Consider the following 13,840-nt stretch of genomic DNA (forward strand, 5'->3'; position numbering starts at 1 on the left):
AGGCTCACCGTCGTCCAGCGAGCGTCCGGCATTCGAAGTCATTGATCCTCTGCCTGTCGTCTTATGCCTTCTCGACCTCAGCGGTAAACTGCGCTTGTTAACCGTTCGTCATATGGCTTTTCCTGCATCCTGCATGTATGTTCCCGTTCGGGATACTTTTATTGAAGTTTGGTGAGAGATTCTTTGGAATAGTAGTAGCTGATGTTGGGGTCGTAGAACTGTTTGGCGTTTTCTGGGGTGATAAGGACGTTTTCCGTGTATCTGGCTCCGCCCGGACAGCTCGTCTTGTTCCCCTTGACCGCGTCTATCGCCATCTGAACGGCCGTTGCACCTTGCAGGTACGGCGAGTTCGACACAGTCGCTTGGAGAGGACCATTCGGTTCGTCCATCATCTTCTTGGCAAGAGCCATAGCGCCATCGTAGGAGACTATAATCACTTTGTCTAGGACGCCGGCTTCCCGCAAGCCTTGCTCAATGCCGGCGTGCATAACGTCACTCATGCTGAATACCGCTTTCAAATCGGGGTTCGCCGTGGCGATTTGTTGAACCGGTACGCGAGCTTTGTCCGGCAGCCATTCGCCATAGCGGATAGGAAGGATTTCAATTTTGTGGCCCGGGTTCGCTTCGAAGTAGCCATTGAAGCCTTTGAGGAAGCCCTCTTGCCGTAATGCCGTCGTACTTTCGCCGGAGTAGCCGCCAATGACGGCCAGTTTGACCTTCTCGTCTTTACTGTATTTCTGCGCAATTTTTCTCGCTAACTCTTTACCTGCCGAGGCAGCGGTGTCCAGCTGATCTTCCGCTACGAAACAGTACGACTTCTTCTCAAGCTCTGGGCTAAGACGGGTGTTGACCGCAACGAGAGGGATGCCCTCTTTCTCCAGTTCATTGACGGTATTCGCTATACCTCGAGGATCAAGCGCATTCACTACAATGCCCTTAGCGCCTCTGCTCATCATGTTCTGAATATCCGAGTTCTGTTGGACTGCATCTCCTCCAGCGTCTGTTACTAAGATCGTCACACCCTGTTTCTCGGCTTGAGCTTTGGCCCCTTCAATCAGCATCTTATACCAATCGCTTCCGGCAATGCGGTGTTGTGAGAAGCCGATGATGAGGTTATCGCCTCCCTTTGTCCCGGACTCACCCGCACTGGACGGTTGGCTGCAACCGTTGAGAGTTAACGCAATAAGCCCTAAGCCTAACACAGTACGACCCATCTTTTTCATTTGGACCACACTCCTTTATTCAGTTTTTGTTCCCACATTGACGGCATCGGCCAGCTTCCGTTCGATGGCAATTCTACCTAACCGGCATGTTGAGCTCCTCCATCCCGCCTTATTTTTTTCAAGCATTCTGACTTATGTAAGCGTTGTCACAATAGTATACCAAGTGAATACCATTGTCAAGGCTTGAAAACTATATGTGGAAAGATATATATTTATCTACAAATATCCCAGTTTTTATGCGATATTCTCCATCAACCGACTTCAGCACAACTCATTTCCGCCCATTAAGCAGCCGTATCCAATCGCAATTCGCCTGCAGCCCCCTAACCATTTAGCCACGATGCAACGAATTCCTGCTGATGGCTATTGATTAACTTCAGATTCTGGTTTATAATATATGTATACAAGTATACGACTAGAATTTGAGTAATGAAATTATTATAAAGACCAAAGGAATGAACGAAATGGTTCTACAAGAAGAAATCATGCTGGAAGCGCTTGAAGACTTCCCTGCCTACCTGCCTTTGCGAGAAGTTGTATATCAAACCTTAAAGAAGGCGATACTGAACGGAAATTTAAAGCCCGGACAGCTGCTGAGCGAGAATCTGATTGCTAACAAATTATCGGTGAGCCGTACCCCGGTTCGGGAAGCCCTTCGCAGCTTGGAAAACGAAAATCTGGTTTCCGTACTTTCAGGCCGTAAAGTGATTGTATCGATCCCGACGATTCAGGAAATCGAAGAAATCTATGACATACGCTTGATTGTGGAAGCGGAGGCCCTCCGCAAAATTACAGCAGACGACAGCGCAATTATCCAACAGCTGGAAAATTGCGTTACAATGGCGAAGGTCCACCTTGAAAAGGAAAACTTGCAGGAGCTTCATAAAACCAATTCGGAATTTCATCTCACCATCATTTCCGCCTTACAAAATAACAAATTAAAGCAGTTTGTCGATTCGCTTCAGGACACCATATCCCGGTACAGCCTGTACTCCAAAACAAACTACAAGCTGGCCCAAGACCTGGAGGATGATCACTCCCAGATTCTGACTCATCTCAAGCAAGGCGATAACGAATTGGCGGTTCAAATTTTACGTCAGCATTTCACAACGACCAAGGAAATATTGAAAGCGATGTTCTAATACAGCGGGCAAATCGTCCGGTTTGAAAAAGACAACAAAGCACCTTCAGCAAGGGATCGTCGAGAAAAACTCGAGGGTCCCTTTTTGATGCGTTCTCAGATGATGAACAAAGCCCCGCCGATCGTTCTCCCCAATAATAAAGAACGGCTGCTGACCTTGGTCAGCAGCCGGATCGAAGATGATCTCCATCATAGGAGATGAACGTGATGAATAAGAGCAGCCGGCATCAAGCAAGTAAAACGCCATTTTGAGTTAGCACCTGTTTTAATTCCTGGACATCGATTGTTTTCGGAGTGAGCCCTCTCGTCGTGGCGAGAGCAGCCGCAGTTCCTGCAGCCTCGCCGATTGCCACGCAGGATGGCATTGCTCGGACGGCAGCAGCCGCTTCATGCGTAGCGGAAATACAACGGCCGGCGACCAGCAAGCCTTCCAGTTCAACAGGCAATAACGCGCGATAGGGTACATCGTAGCTATCGTCTACCTGGATCCAGGTGCTCTTCGAATCTCCGGGATTATGAATATCGATAGCATATCCACCACGCGCCACGACATCATCAAACCTTGTACCCTTCACGACATCCTCCTGCGTGAGTATATATTCGCCGATGATTCTATGGGTTTCCCTAATGCCTGCTTCGTTGGCCGTCTTGATGAGGAATGACTTTTCAAAACCAGGCACTCGTTTTCTTAAGAAATCTACAACCGACATCGTCTGGTATCGCAGCTCCACCTCTGCAGCTGTAACTTCAGACGCATTGGTCCCATCTATGAAATTAACGCGGGTAGCATTAACGGTAACTTCGCCTTCCCTTACGTTTGTAAACAAATTCAAGGTTTCTCTGCCTATGTTATATTCGCCGTTTTCTTTAGCCGCAGCTATTTCCTGCCAAAATCCTGAACAAAACAGCTGTTTACGCTGGCTGCCGGCAGGAAGATCTCCTTCCGCACTGCCTATCGCGTACCATCTGAAATTGTCCCGGTTTCTCTTGATTTCTTCTTCGACCCGGTCGACATTCACGTTACCGACTCGGCAGTACACGGTGACGGGCATTTTTTCCCCGTCTTTTTCCCGGCCTTTTACCGTTTTGGCCCCCGCTTTCACAGCGACGTCGGCGTCCCCGGTGCAGTCGACAATGACTTTACTGAATAAAGTATGAGCGCCGGATTTGTTAAACACCGTAATGCCTTTCACTACGCCATCCTCAACCCATACATCCTTCAACAAGGTATGGTATAAAAAGCTCACTCCGGCATCTTTGGCCATCTTCGTTAACACAAATTTCAGGTATTCATCATCGAAAGGCGTAATCACGGGATTTTTCCCCCAAGGCGGGTTCCCTTCCTTGGGGCGGATAGGACCATGGCATGCTCCCATTTCCTTTAAGGAGTCAAGTATTTCTTTAAAAAGACCGGCTATCGTCGGTTCGCCATGAGCGTCATAATGGTTCGCATACGGCGACACCAGTGCAGAAGTTGAAGCCCCGCCCAGGTAACCATTCTTTTCGACCACAAGTACTTTGGCCCCGTTTCTAGCTGCCGCAATAGCTGCCGGCGCCCCCGCCGTTCCCCCGCCAACCACAATTACATCCCATTGATCATGCACTTGCATAACAATCCCTCCTCTGAAAGTTTTACGATATGTAGAAGTGTCGGTTGATTGCTGCTCCTCGCGGAGCACTTGTATACATGTATAACGTCTTGTATACATGTATATTAAAGCGTTATCAATGAATTGTCAATATTTATATTTACACATCTCAGCCCAAAAACATGAAGAAGCCCCATCCGAAGAGGGGCTTCTTCATGTTTTTGCGGCTCGGTCAAGCTTCATGGCGAGGCATTCCGTGATTTCTGCCCTGCCTCTTCGCATGATACATCGCCATATCCGCATTTTTTACCAATGCTTCTATCGTTTCTCCATCAAACGGGAACATGCTGATCCCAATGCTTGTTGAAATATACAGATCATGATCTTGAATATGGAAGGGCGCATTCAATGCCTCCATAATCTTCTGGCAGTAAGCTTCCGTTTCCGCTTTTGACGTATTTGGCAGTAGGATGGTGAATTCGTCACCGCCTTGACGTGAAACAATCCCTTTATCCGATACAAGATCTTGTAAGCGCTGGGACACACGCTGCAGAAGAAGATCGCCGACGGAATGACCCATCGAGTCATTAATGAATTTGAATCCATCCAAATCCAGATAAAGCACGGCAAACAATTGATTTTTTTGTTTGGCTTCGGCCATCGTCTTTTCAAGGATATGTTGAAACGATTTACGGTTGGGGAGTTCAGTTAAGGAATCGAAAAATGCCAATTTCCGAATGGTTTCCTCCGCTTTATTACGTTCGATTACCAGCCCTATTAAATAAGCGGAACGCTCGATCATTTGGAGTTCCCTGGTTTCGGGAGATTTTCGAGTCTTGTAATAGATAGCGAATGTTCCGATCACCTGATTGTCTTTATCCGTAAAGGGGACAGACCAGCAAGCCCGAAACCCGTGATCCAGCGCAATCTCGCGGAAATCCCGCCATAACGGATCATTCTCAATGTCAGATACAATAATATTTTTGTTATAATAGGCGGCGGTTCCGCAAGAACCCATGTCCGGTCCAATTCGTATGCCGTCTACAGCCCGCAAGAAAGAAGCCGGAAGACGGGGAGCCATTCCATGTTTTAATAAATCGTTTTCAAGCAGCAGAATGGAACAAACAGCCTCTGTTTGCTTCTCTACAAATTCAATAATGTGACCTAAAATATCTTGTAGCGGCCTGCCTTTGGCAACCATTTCCAGAACCACATTTTGCTCGTTCAAATGATCTTGAATTAACTTTCGTTCAGTAATGTCGCGGCCGACAACAATTAACCACTCCCGCCGACCATCCTCGGCCATAACAGGTTCTTTAATAAACTCGATAATTACGGTCGAGCCGTCGGAACGCTTGAATTTTTCTTCAAAATGAATCGTTTTGCCTCGTCTCCAGGCTTCATTGTCGGTTTCTTCGCATGTATGAAAAAACTCTTCCATATGCGGCTTAGAACGTTGAAAATCAAGATTTGTTTTCCCCTTATACGCGTCACGGTCTAACTCAAATAACTGCAGCGCAGCATCATTCGCTTCAACCCATGCCCCTTTACCGTCTTTAAAAACAATGATATCAGGCATGATTTGAATTAATGTCAGCAGGTAATCACTTGTCTTCTCTTTTATATGTTCTAACATGGGCACCATCTCAGTTCCGTGAAGGTAAAATAATTACTCACATATTCGACATGAACCATCCGCATCCTCCATGCCCGTTAAAATTTTACCATTCAAAAACCACACCGTCTTTCGTCTCCTACGTCGTTCTTTCTTTATTGCGATTGAATAATTTCACAGCTGAATAAACGAGAAGACCGGCCACAATCACGGCGGCAACCGGGAACAAATACCCCTTCGCCAGCTCCCCGACCTCGTGCCAATTGGGACCAAGCTTGTACCCAAGATAAACGTATAAACTCGTTATAGGCAGCATGGCACAAAACGTAAATAACGAGAACTTCCAGACACTCATTCTGGCCATGCCGCACGGAAGCGAAACAGCGGTCCGAACCCCCGGGATAAACCGGCCCAGAAAAGCTACGCCCGCCCCATACTTATGGAAAAATCGTTCGGCCTTATCAATCTCTTTCGTCCGTATAAAAAAGAACTTGCCAAACTTTATTATCACCGGCCTCCCCCCATACTTTCCTAATGCGTATAGAGTCAAGGGTCCTGTTACCCCTCCGACTGTCCCTGCCAGAATAGCCAGCCCCAAGTTCATATCCCCTTCATAGACCCAATAACCGACGAGGGGAAGAACCAGCTCTGCCGGAACAAACTCGAAAGTCAGCGCCAAAACGACGCCTATGTACGATAATTGTTTGAAATAGCCAATAAACTCCAATAATATCTGTTCCATTACTCACCTCATCTTGTTTCCGTAGCAATACGCGAAAAAAAATCGACGGTTTCAGGTCTCATACAAACAAGAACACAACATCATCGTGTTGTGTTCTTGTCCAAAACCGATTTAAACGCTTCCCATAAAGCATGACTTAATTCAATAGCCTTCGTTTCAATCATAGAGGTCTGCACGACCCATTCTCCGGAAACATGTTGAATACGGACGGAATGGTCATGTTTATTTAAGTAGCTTAACATTTGTCCGATCGTTAATAATGGAAGCGCTTTATGTTTCTCGACCCCGTTCAAGTAATAAATCATCTCTTCGTGGTCACCCATAGCTATATATTCGCCTTCTTGTGGAATCCAATGGTTTCGCAGGTATTCTTTTTGAACATCTGTCAGTTCTTGCAGGTGGGAAGAAGTAATTCGCTGGAGCATCATGATCCTCCTTACTTAAGCTATGATGTTATCATAAAAACAAAAAAGACCCGAATCCAGCCAGGATGCGCTATCATCTAGCGCTTATCGTCCTGGACTGCGACGGGTCTGGAGCACAAAAAGACCCGGATTCACGGGTCAACGATGCAAGTCTGCATACATACACAATTTGACCCATCTACTGCTGACGAGGTTAGCTGTCGGGCTCGGGAAAGATGGTTCCCTACATGGAATGATTCGCCCCAATTTCATTGGTTCCCCCGCTTTCCGGTTTCGTGTAAACCGGAAATTAAGCGTGATTTCATCATACAAAACTGCTATTCGCAAGTCAATAATCCAAAATCTTACAATTCATTGAGAAGTTGTTCCGGTCGCTTACTCCACGCGAGTTATTTTCGCCTGCCGACGTACAACTTCGCCATCCGTCTTGTGCAGCTGATTCAGCAATTCGATCTGAAAACTGCCCGGATTGTCGGAGCCGGCGATCTGGACCGCTCGCTCTGCGGCAACCCCATAATAAGCCAATGCCGCCACAGCAGCAGCCGCTTGATCGTTCTCCACCGCAAGGAAGGCGCCGACCACCGAAGTCAGCAAGCAGCCTGTTCCGGTCACTTGGGTCAGCAGCGGCGTACCATTGCTCACCCGATACGTCGCCTCGCCGTCGCTCACATAATCGTCACGGCCTGTGACGATGACGACACAGCTCATCGCCCGCGCCGCTTGCCGGACAAGCGCAGGCACTTCCCCGGCCGCACTGCCTGCATCGTCCACGCCTTTAATGCTCCACGATTTCCCGACGACGTTAGCCACTTCCGCAGCATTGCCTCGAAGTACCGAGATCCGCAGCTCCTTCATGAGCGAACGGGCCGTTTCCGTGCGATATGCCGTCGCCCCGGCTCCCACCGGATCGAAAACAATCGGAACGCCATGCGCGTTCGCCGATTGCCCCGCGATCCGCATGGCGTGAACGATACGGTCGTCCAGCGTGCCTATATTCAAGACGAGGGCGCCGGCGATTTGCGCCATCTCTGCAACCTCTTCGTGAGCATATGCCATAACCGGCGATGCTCCTAAGGCCAGCAGGCCGTTCGCCGTGAAATTCGTTACGACTACATTCGTAATATTGTGCACGAGCGGTTTATGGATCCGCACCTTATCAAGAATATCCGCGAAATATTGAACGTTCATTACCCCATCCCCTTCTTCCGGTTACATGATACTATCTCATATCGCGGATGGTTTGCCAAGCGCTTTATACGAGCGCACAGATATAAATAAAGAAGCCCCCGCCATACACCCGCGAGAGCTTCAAATCCCGTTAGGTTTGATCATGTTGCAGAGCTTTCCCGATAGCTTTCATTGTTGGTTATTGGGGTTCTTTCTCGTTTCCAAGCAGTCCGGCTCCTGGCAATCCGAATAATACGTAGTCACCTTCTCGGAATCGAACGTGCCAATAATTTCAGCGCAATGCTTACACAAGATTACACCCAGGTCTACGCTAATCGAGGAGTTTTCCATGCATGATCCATCCTTTCTTTCATGAAGTCGGATTAGCTCGGCAGCCAAGCTGGCATTCGCCTTTTCAATAACATGTTATTCCTATTTATTATACACTATTCTTCTTATTTATGTCGTTATATTTAACGATAATCTCGAATAAAATATTTAATTCAGGTTGTAATTTCATTAAGTACACACGGAATAGCAGAAAATCTTCCTTTATTGCTCACAACTCGCCGAGTTTGACCTGCATTGCCGGCGCCCGCCAACACGACTATACCGGCAGCTGCCGGCCAACGCCGCTTTACCCGAACTTGGTGACGACATACGTTCCCGTATTTTTAAAGCTGCTCATTTCCTCGAATATGCCGTTCACCTCGGAAAGCGAAACTTCTCGCGTCACCATTTTCCCCGGCGTCAATTTCCCGTTGGATACGAGGGGCAGTACAGCATGATAGCGATGCGCCGGCATGCCGAAGCTCGTAATGAAAGAAAGTTCTTTCAGGATCATCTCATCGACCGGAATCGCGATGGACCCCGCATCCTGCTTCGACGTCATGCCGATTTGAAGATGCCGGCCGCGCTTGCGCAAGCTTCTGATCGCGCTAACCGCCGTCTGCGACAGCCCGAGCGCGTCTACCGACACATCCGCTCCGCCTTGTGTCATTTCGTTGACGGCTGCAATCGGATCGGTCGTCCTGCTGTTGACCGTGTAAGCGGCTCCCATTTGCTTCGCCAAATCGAGGTTGGCATCGTTGATGTCCACGCCGATCACATTCGCCCCCATAGCGGAGGCGATATTGACCGCCGATAGACCTACCCCTCCGCAGCCGTAAACAACAACCCACTCGCCGGGAAGCACCTGAACCCGGTCCACGATGCCGTGGAAAGCGGTAATAAATCGGCAGCCCAGGGCCGATGCTTCGGCAAAACTGATTTCTTCGGGCAAATGGATCATATTCCGGTCAGCGACAGGAACCGCCACATATTCGGCGTAGCCGCCCTGATACGTTAAGCCGGGCATTAAGAGCGAATCGCAAAGATGGGAATGGCCGCTTACACAATGCGGACAAGCGCCTTCGCTTCCGGAAAACGGCACCGTGACTCGATCGCCCTTCTTAAACCGGGTCACTTTGCTGCCTACCTCTTCCACAACGCCGCTAAATTCATGGCCTAGAATATTAACGGGAACGAGCCCGCTTTCCCAAAAGTGATGATCGCTTCGGCATACGCCATTCGCCATAACTTTCAGCAGAACGCCATCTTCCGCCGGCTTCGGATCTTCGACTTGCCTCAGGATCAAGTTTTTAGCACCTTCCAGTACAAGCGCTTTCATCATTGTTTCCTCCTCAGGTATGTTCAGGCTGCAGAACGTCCAGGCCAATCGCGGCGGGCAGCACTACGCGTTTGCTCAAGAAGCCCAGCATGACTGCCGGGCTTCCCGAATATGTTATGGCAATGCTTCTTCTTCGGTCCAACGCTTTCCGGCGCACCTGCTTCCAGTCGAATGTGCTGCCGCCTCGCACCGATAGTGAGATGAATAACTCAAAATTTATACAAGAAAAAAATACCATGGTTGTGCATTTGTGTCAATACTTCCGTTTATTTATTCGGAAACTGCCGGACACTATTCGACGCCAACGATCCGTTTCAGTTCCCTCATATCCCGAATCACAAAATCGGGAGAAAAAGTTTTCAAGTACGCTTCTCCCTTGAGCGACCAAGAGACCGCGGCGGAAGCTACTCCCGCGCCACGGGCGGACAAAATGTCATAGTGACTGTCGCCGACCATCAAGGTATGCTCCGGGGAGGCATCCAGCAAGGCAAGCGCCTTCCGAATCGGCTCCGGGTCCGGTTTCCCTCTTTGGACGTCTTCTTCCGTAACAAGCGTATCCATATAGGGCAGCAGTCCGGTTGCTTGTAACCCCATCACGGCCGTTTTCTTTATTTTACTTGTCACAACGCCTAGCCGGATACCTGCCTCGTGCAGCGCTTCTAACGTCTCTTTCACATGAGGAAACGATTTCACTAAACGGTCGTGATGGGTCTCGTTATACGCTCGGTAAGCTTTTATATAAGGCTCTACCTCTGTTGACTTTGTATAGACCTCGAGCTGCTCTCTTAATGGCAGCCCCATGCTTTGGGCGATAAACTCCCGGCTGCAGCTTTCCGCATGGGGAGCGTCTTTCAGAACATGCATAAAGGAACGGATAATCAGCTCATTCGTATCGACAATTGTCCCGTCCAAATCAAAAAGAACCGTTGTAAACAACGTCCTCCCACCTTCTCCATCTATTTTACGGCCCGTCCCTTATCGTAAACCCGTAGACTTTCTCACTACAAGCTCCGGCAGCAGCACAATCCGCTGTTTATGCGTCACATCGCCCTTCAATTCCTGAACAAGCAAATCGACGATCTGCCTTCCCATCTGTTCCATCGGTTGAGCTATCGTCGTTAGCGGAGGGTCCGTAATCGTGGCCAGCATCGTGTTGTCAAAGCCGATCACGGATACATCCTGAGGCACCTTCAGTCCGTGCTCGTTCGCCGCCTGGATCGTGCCGATGGCCAGAAGGTCGTTGGTCGCAAATATAGCCGTCGGCGGTTCGTCCCCGCTCAGCAGCTGCAGAGCCAGCTTTTTCCCGTTAGGAACGGTGGCCTCGCCAAGCAGGACAAGGCTTTCATCAAGCTGCAGATCATGCTCCTCCAGAGCCTGATTGAAGCCGCGAACCCTTTCCTTGGCGCACCGGATATTTTCCACAATAAGCCCCATTCTGCGATGGCCGAGTCCTATGAGATGTTTGGCTGCTTCATAGCCTCCGACAAAATCATCGATCGAAACGGAGTTGATGGATATGGTCGGAATATCCCGGGCGATCAGAGCAACAGGCATATTCGGCTTGACCAGATTTCTCGTAATCGTTTGCTGGTCTTCAAAGCCCGACAGGATAATGACTCCGTCCACACGTTTTTTTTGCAGCAGTGTAAAATAGGAAGCTTCCCTGTCCGCATCGTAATCCGTGCTGCAGATCATCACGCTGAAACCGAGTTCCCTCGCGCGGTCCTCGACGCTTTTGGCGATTTCCCCAAAAAAAGGGTTGGCCAAATTCGGAATGATCAATCCGAGCGTATAGCTGAATTTTCCGGTTAAAGCCGTAGCGAGCGAATTCGGCGTATAATTATGCTTTTCGATAATCTCCAACACTTTTTTTCTCGTTTTATCACTAATTCTGCCGGTATTATTGACAACTTTCGATACCGTAGCGATGGATACTTCGGCTTCCTTAGCAATGTCGAAAATATTAATACCCATTGCACAAACCTCATTTTCTATATATTCAAGGAAAACGTTTAACTCCCTTCATTATATTATACTTTCAAAGGTTTTGATCATGCAATGGAGGAATTCAAAGCACCCTCGTTTCTTCCTTGGAGAGAAAGGCGTCGGCAGCCGCTTGGGCAATTTCCAAGGCCCGAAGTCCGTCGATGGCCGTACACGAAGGCTTTTGTCCATGACGAAGGCAATCGATAAAATGAGTCATTTCCAGCAGAAACGCATCCTTGAATTTTGTCGCAAACTCAGGAATAATATCGTGGCTGCTTCCCTTGGGTCCCAAAATGCGCAAATCGTGATGCCTCAAGGAGCCGATCTGCAGCGTGCCTTCCGTCCCGACCACCTCGCCCCGGATGTCGTATCCGTAGCCGGCGTTCCGGCTCGATTCGACATCGCCGGCCGCGCCCGATTCGAAGTTTAGGTAGGTTAGCGCCTGATCGACATCCCCGTATTCGCCCATGAAGGCGTGAAGCTGAATGCTTCCCATAGACCTGACGGACCGCACTTCAGACCCCATTAAGTATCGGGCCATGTCAAAATCGTGGACGGCAAGATCGAGAAAGATGCCGCCGCTATGTTTAATATACGCCTCCGGCGGAGATACGGGGTCCCGGCTGACGCCTTTAAAATAGATCGGCCGGCCGATATCGCCGGCATTGATTCTTTTCTTCGCCTCGGCGTAGGCCGGATCAAAGCGCCTCATAAACCCGACTTGGCAGGTAATGCCGGTTTCTTCCACCAAGCGAACAAGCTCGCGGCCTTCTTCCACAGACTTCGCTATCGGCTTTTCCACAAAAATATGTTTGCCGTGCAAGGCCGCTGTTTTCAGAAATCGGGCATGGGTATCGGTAGGCGTCGATAGGATCACAGCGTCGATATCCGGGTCCGTAAACACATCATCCGGATTCGTCGTCCATGCCTCGACCCCGAGCTCCCTTGCCACCCTTTCTGCCGTCTCCGCCCGGGAGGACGCCACTTTGACCAGTTTGGCGGATTTGATTTTCGTATGAAGATTTTCGGCGTGCCAATACCCCAAGCGGCCCAGCCCGATAGCCGCGCAACGAATGTCTCCCTGCATATCCACACCTGTCCCTCCACGCGTCTTACGCGCTCTTATTTTTCGTCATGACATCAAAGCATACGGCCAATACCAGAATAAGGCCTTTCACAATATACTGCCAAAAAGCTTCCATATTGAGCAGGCTCATGCCGTTATCCAGGCTTGCCATAATGAGCGCCCCCAGGATAGCGCCCACCACCTTGCCCCGGCCGCCCATCAGACTCGTTCCGCCGATAACTGCCGCGGCAATCGCGTCAAGCTCCATCATATTACCCGAGCTGGGAGCACCGGCGTTAAGCCTTGCGGATAAGACGATACCGGCGATGGCCGCTACCAAGCCGTTCAGCATAAAGACGAGCAGCACAATCTTTTTGACTTGGATACCGGAATATTTTGCCGCCTGCATATTGCCCCCGATGGCATAAATATAACGCCCGAACTTCGTGCTGCCCGCAATGAACGAGAACAGCAGAACGAGTCCCAGCATGATGAGGACGGGAATGGGATAGCCTTTGTAAGAGTGCATCGAGAGATAGAAAATGACCATCAAACCGGTAAATAAAATCAAGCGGGCGGCCAATTTGCCGGCCGGTTCCAGCTCCAGGCCGTTTTTCTTCCTGGAACCTCTCTTCTTTAACGTAAAATAAACTAGGAGAACAATCGCCATGATCGTCAAGATCAGGCCGAACAAACTATTTACATATTGATCGCCCAGCACTTTATAGCTCGGATTCATCGGCGCGATCGAAATCCCTTTCGTTATGCCGATTAATATTCCTTTAAACACCATCATACCGCCAAGCGTGACAATAAAAGACGGAATATTCAGATAAACAGTCGCAAAGCCTTGGATGCCTCCGACGATCACGCCCAAAAGAAGCACGGCGAATAGGGTTGGAACCGTTCCCCAACCTTCCCAGGCCATTAAAGCTGCCGCAACCCCGCCGACCAATCCGACAAGAGAACCGACCGAAAGATCGATATTCCCGGTTACGATGATAAGCACCATTCCGGTAGCCAATATCGAGACCACCGACATTTGTACGGTCAGGTTGGAAATGTTGCGCGCGCTAAGGAACGTTCCGTCCGTTAATACGGAAAAGATGATCCATAAAATAATTAATCCCGCAATCATCGCATACGAACGGATATCGATTTTTTTCGTCAGCTGCCCTGCAGGAGTGCCCGGAGCTGCGGCCAGTTTATGTTCCATT

At 49.3% G+C, this 13,840-nt stretch carries 13 protein-coding genes and 1 riboswitch; of the genes, 1 reads left to right on the top strand and 12 read right to left on the bottom strand.

The features are described 5' to 3' along the window. Window positions 1–158: 158 nt before the first annotated feature. Window positions 159–1,223 (bottom strand): sugar ABC transporter substrate-binding protein, encoded by a 1,065-nt coding sequence (locus PVA01S_RS07505; RefSeq protein WP_054798918.1) that lies wholly within the window; start codon window positions 1,221–1,223, stop codon window positions 159–161. A 464-nt stretch (window positions 1,224–1,687) separates the two neighbouring features. Between PVA01S_RS07505 and PVA01S_RS07510 the strand changes: the two genes are divergently transcribed. Next, window positions 1,688–2,365 carry a GntR family transcriptional regulator gene (locus PVA01S_RS07510; RefSeq protein WP_054795400.1) on the top strand — a complete coding sequence of 226 codons (678 nt, stop codon included), beginning with the start codon at window positions 1,688–1,690 and terminating at the stop codon, window positions 2,363–2,365. Window positions 2,366–2,591: 226 nt separating this feature from the next. On the opposite strand, the gene PVA01S_RS07515 is transcribed toward PVA01S_RS07510, so the two are convergent. The 11 genes from PVA01S_RS07515 to PVA01S_RS07565 all read right to left on the bottom strand — a co-directional run bounded on the left by PVA01S_RS07515 (window position 2,592) and on the right by PVA01S_RS07565 (window position 13,839). Beyond that, window positions 2,592–4,043, bottom strand: a complete 1,452-nt coding sequence (locus tag PVA01S_RS07515) for an FAD-dependent oxidoreductase (protein WP_164751766.1) — start codon at window positions 4,041–4,043, stop codon at window positions 2,592–2,594. A 142-nt stretch (window positions 4,044–4,185) separates the two neighbouring features. Further along, window positions 4,186–5,589, bottom strand: coding sequence for a diguanylate cyclase domain-containing protein (locus PVA01S_RS07520; RefSeq protein WP_164751767.1), 1,404 nt, complete (start codon window positions 5,587–5,589; stop codon window positions 4,186–4,188). A 118-nt stretch (window positions 5,590–5,707) separates the two neighbouring features. Further along, on the bottom strand, window positions 5,708–6,310 hold the full coding sequence (locus tag PVA01S_RS07525) for a DedA family protein (RefSeq protein ID WP_127606488.1): 603 nt from the start codon (window positions 6,308–6,310) through the stop codon (window positions 5,708–5,710). A gap of 80 nt (window positions 6,311–6,390) precedes the next feature. Then, window positions 6,391–6,735 carry a hypothetical protein gene (locus tag PVA01S_RS07530; RefSeq protein WP_127606490.1) on the bottom strand — a complete coding sequence of 115 codons (345 nt, stop codon included), beginning with the start codon at window positions 6,733–6,735 and terminating at the stop codon, window positions 6,391–6,393. 167 nt (window positions 6,736–6,902) lie between these two features. Further along, window positions 6,903–7,041, bottom strand: a riboswitch (cyclic di-AMP (ydaO/yuaA leader). Window positions 7,042–7,110: 69 nt separating this feature from the next. Beyond that, on the bottom strand, window positions 7,111–7,923 hold the full coding sequence (thiM, locus tag PVA01S_RS07535; protein WP_054798912.1) for a hydroxyethylthiazole kinase: 813 nt from the start codon (window positions 7,921–7,923) through the stop codon (window positions 7,111–7,113). A 168-nt stretch (window positions 7,924–8,091) separates the two neighbouring features. Then, complete coding sequence (locus PVA01S_RS27475) at window positions 8,092–8,253, bottom strand: GapA-binding peptide SR1P (protein WP_230875980.1); 162 nt, start codon at window positions 8,251–8,253, stop codon at window positions 8,092–8,094. Between the two features lie 286 nt (window positions 8,254–8,539). Then, the gene (locus PVA01S_RS07545; RefSeq protein WP_307720668.1) at window positions 8,540–9,574 is read right to left on the bottom strand and encodes a zinc-binding dehydrogenase; all 1,035 of its coding nucleotides are present in this window, start codon (window positions 9,572–9,574) and stop codon (window positions 8,540–8,542) included. Between the two features lie 288 nt (window positions 9,575–9,862). Continuing rightward, window positions 9,863–10,507 (bottom strand): pyrophosphatase PpaX, encoded by a 645-nt coding sequence (ppaX, locus tag PVA01S_RS07550; protein ID WP_127606492.1) that lies wholly within the window; start codon window positions 10,505–10,507, stop codon window positions 9,863–9,865. 39 nt (window positions 10,508–10,546) lie between these two features. Beyond that, window positions 10,547–11,545, bottom strand: coding sequence for a LacI family DNA-binding transcriptional regulator (locus PVA01S_RS07555; protein WP_127606494.1), 999 nt, complete (start codon window positions 11,543–11,545; stop codon window positions 10,547–10,549). A 94-nt stretch (window positions 11,546–11,639) separates the two neighbouring features. Then, entirely contained in the window at window positions 11,640–12,644 is a 1,005-nt protein-coding gene (iolG, locus tag PVA01S_RS07560; protein ID WP_127606615.1) for an inositol 2-dehydrogenase, read from the bottom strand. A gap of 25 nt (window positions 12,645–12,669) precedes the next feature. After that, window positions 12,670–13,839: a sugar ABC transporter permease gene (locus tag PVA01S_RS07565; protein ID WP_230875979.1), complete on the bottom strand. Its 1,170-nt coding sequence runs from the start codon at window positions 13,837–13,839 to the stop codon at window positions 12,670–12,672. Window position 13,840: the final 1 nt, after the last annotated feature.

The sequence above is a fragment of the Paenibacillus validus NBRC 15382 genome (genome assembly GCF_004000985.1).
GTDB classification, from domain to species: Bacteria; Bacillota; Bacilli; order Paenibacillales; family NBRC-103111; genus Paenibacillus_G; species Paenibacillus_G validus.

Coding starts and splice junctions, on each gene's coding strand:
- PVA01S_RS07525 (WP_127606488.1), bottom strand. CDS start 6,310: ATGGAACAGATATTATTGGAGTTTATTGGCTATTTCAAACAATTATCG.
- PVA01S_RS07530 (WP_127606490.1), bottom strand. CDS start 6,735: ATGCTCCAGCGAATTACTTCTTCCCACCTGCAAGAACTGACAGATGTT.
- PVA01S_RS07555 (WP_127606494.1), bottom strand. CDS start 11,545: ATGGGTATTAATATTTTCGACATTGCTAAGGAAGCCGAAGTATCCATC.
- thiM (WP_054798912.1), bottom strand. CDS start 7,923: ATGAACGTTCAATATTTCGCGGATATTCTTGATAAGGTGCGGATCCAT.
- PVA01S_RS07505 (WP_054798918.1), bottom strand. CDS start 1,223: ATGAAAAAGATGGGTCGTACTGTGTTAGGCTTAGGGCTTATTGCGTTA.
- PVA01S_RS07510 (WP_054795400.1), top strand. CDS start 1,688: ATGGTTCTACAAGAAGAAATCATGCTGGAAGCGCTTGAAGACTTCCCT.
- PVA01S_RS27475 (WP_230875980.1), bottom strand. CDS start 8,253: ATGGAAAACTCCTCGATTAGCGTAGACCTGGGTGTAATCTTGTGTAAG.
- PVA01S_RS07545 (WP_307720668.1), bottom strand. CDS start 9,574: ATGATGAAAGCGCTTGTACTGGAAGGTGCTAAAAACTTGATCCTGAGG.
- PVA01S_RS07565 (WP_230875979.1), bottom strand. CDS start 13,839: ATGGAACATAAACTGGCCGCAGCTCCGGGCACTCCTGCAGGGCAGCTG.
- iolG (WP_127606615.1), bottom strand. CDS start 12,644: ATGCAGGGAGACATTCGTTGCGCGGCTATCGGGCTGGGCCGCTTGGGG.
- PVA01S_RS07520 (WP_164751767.1), bottom strand. CDS start 5,589: ATGTTAGAACATATAAAAGAGAAGACAAGTGATTACCTGCTGACATTA.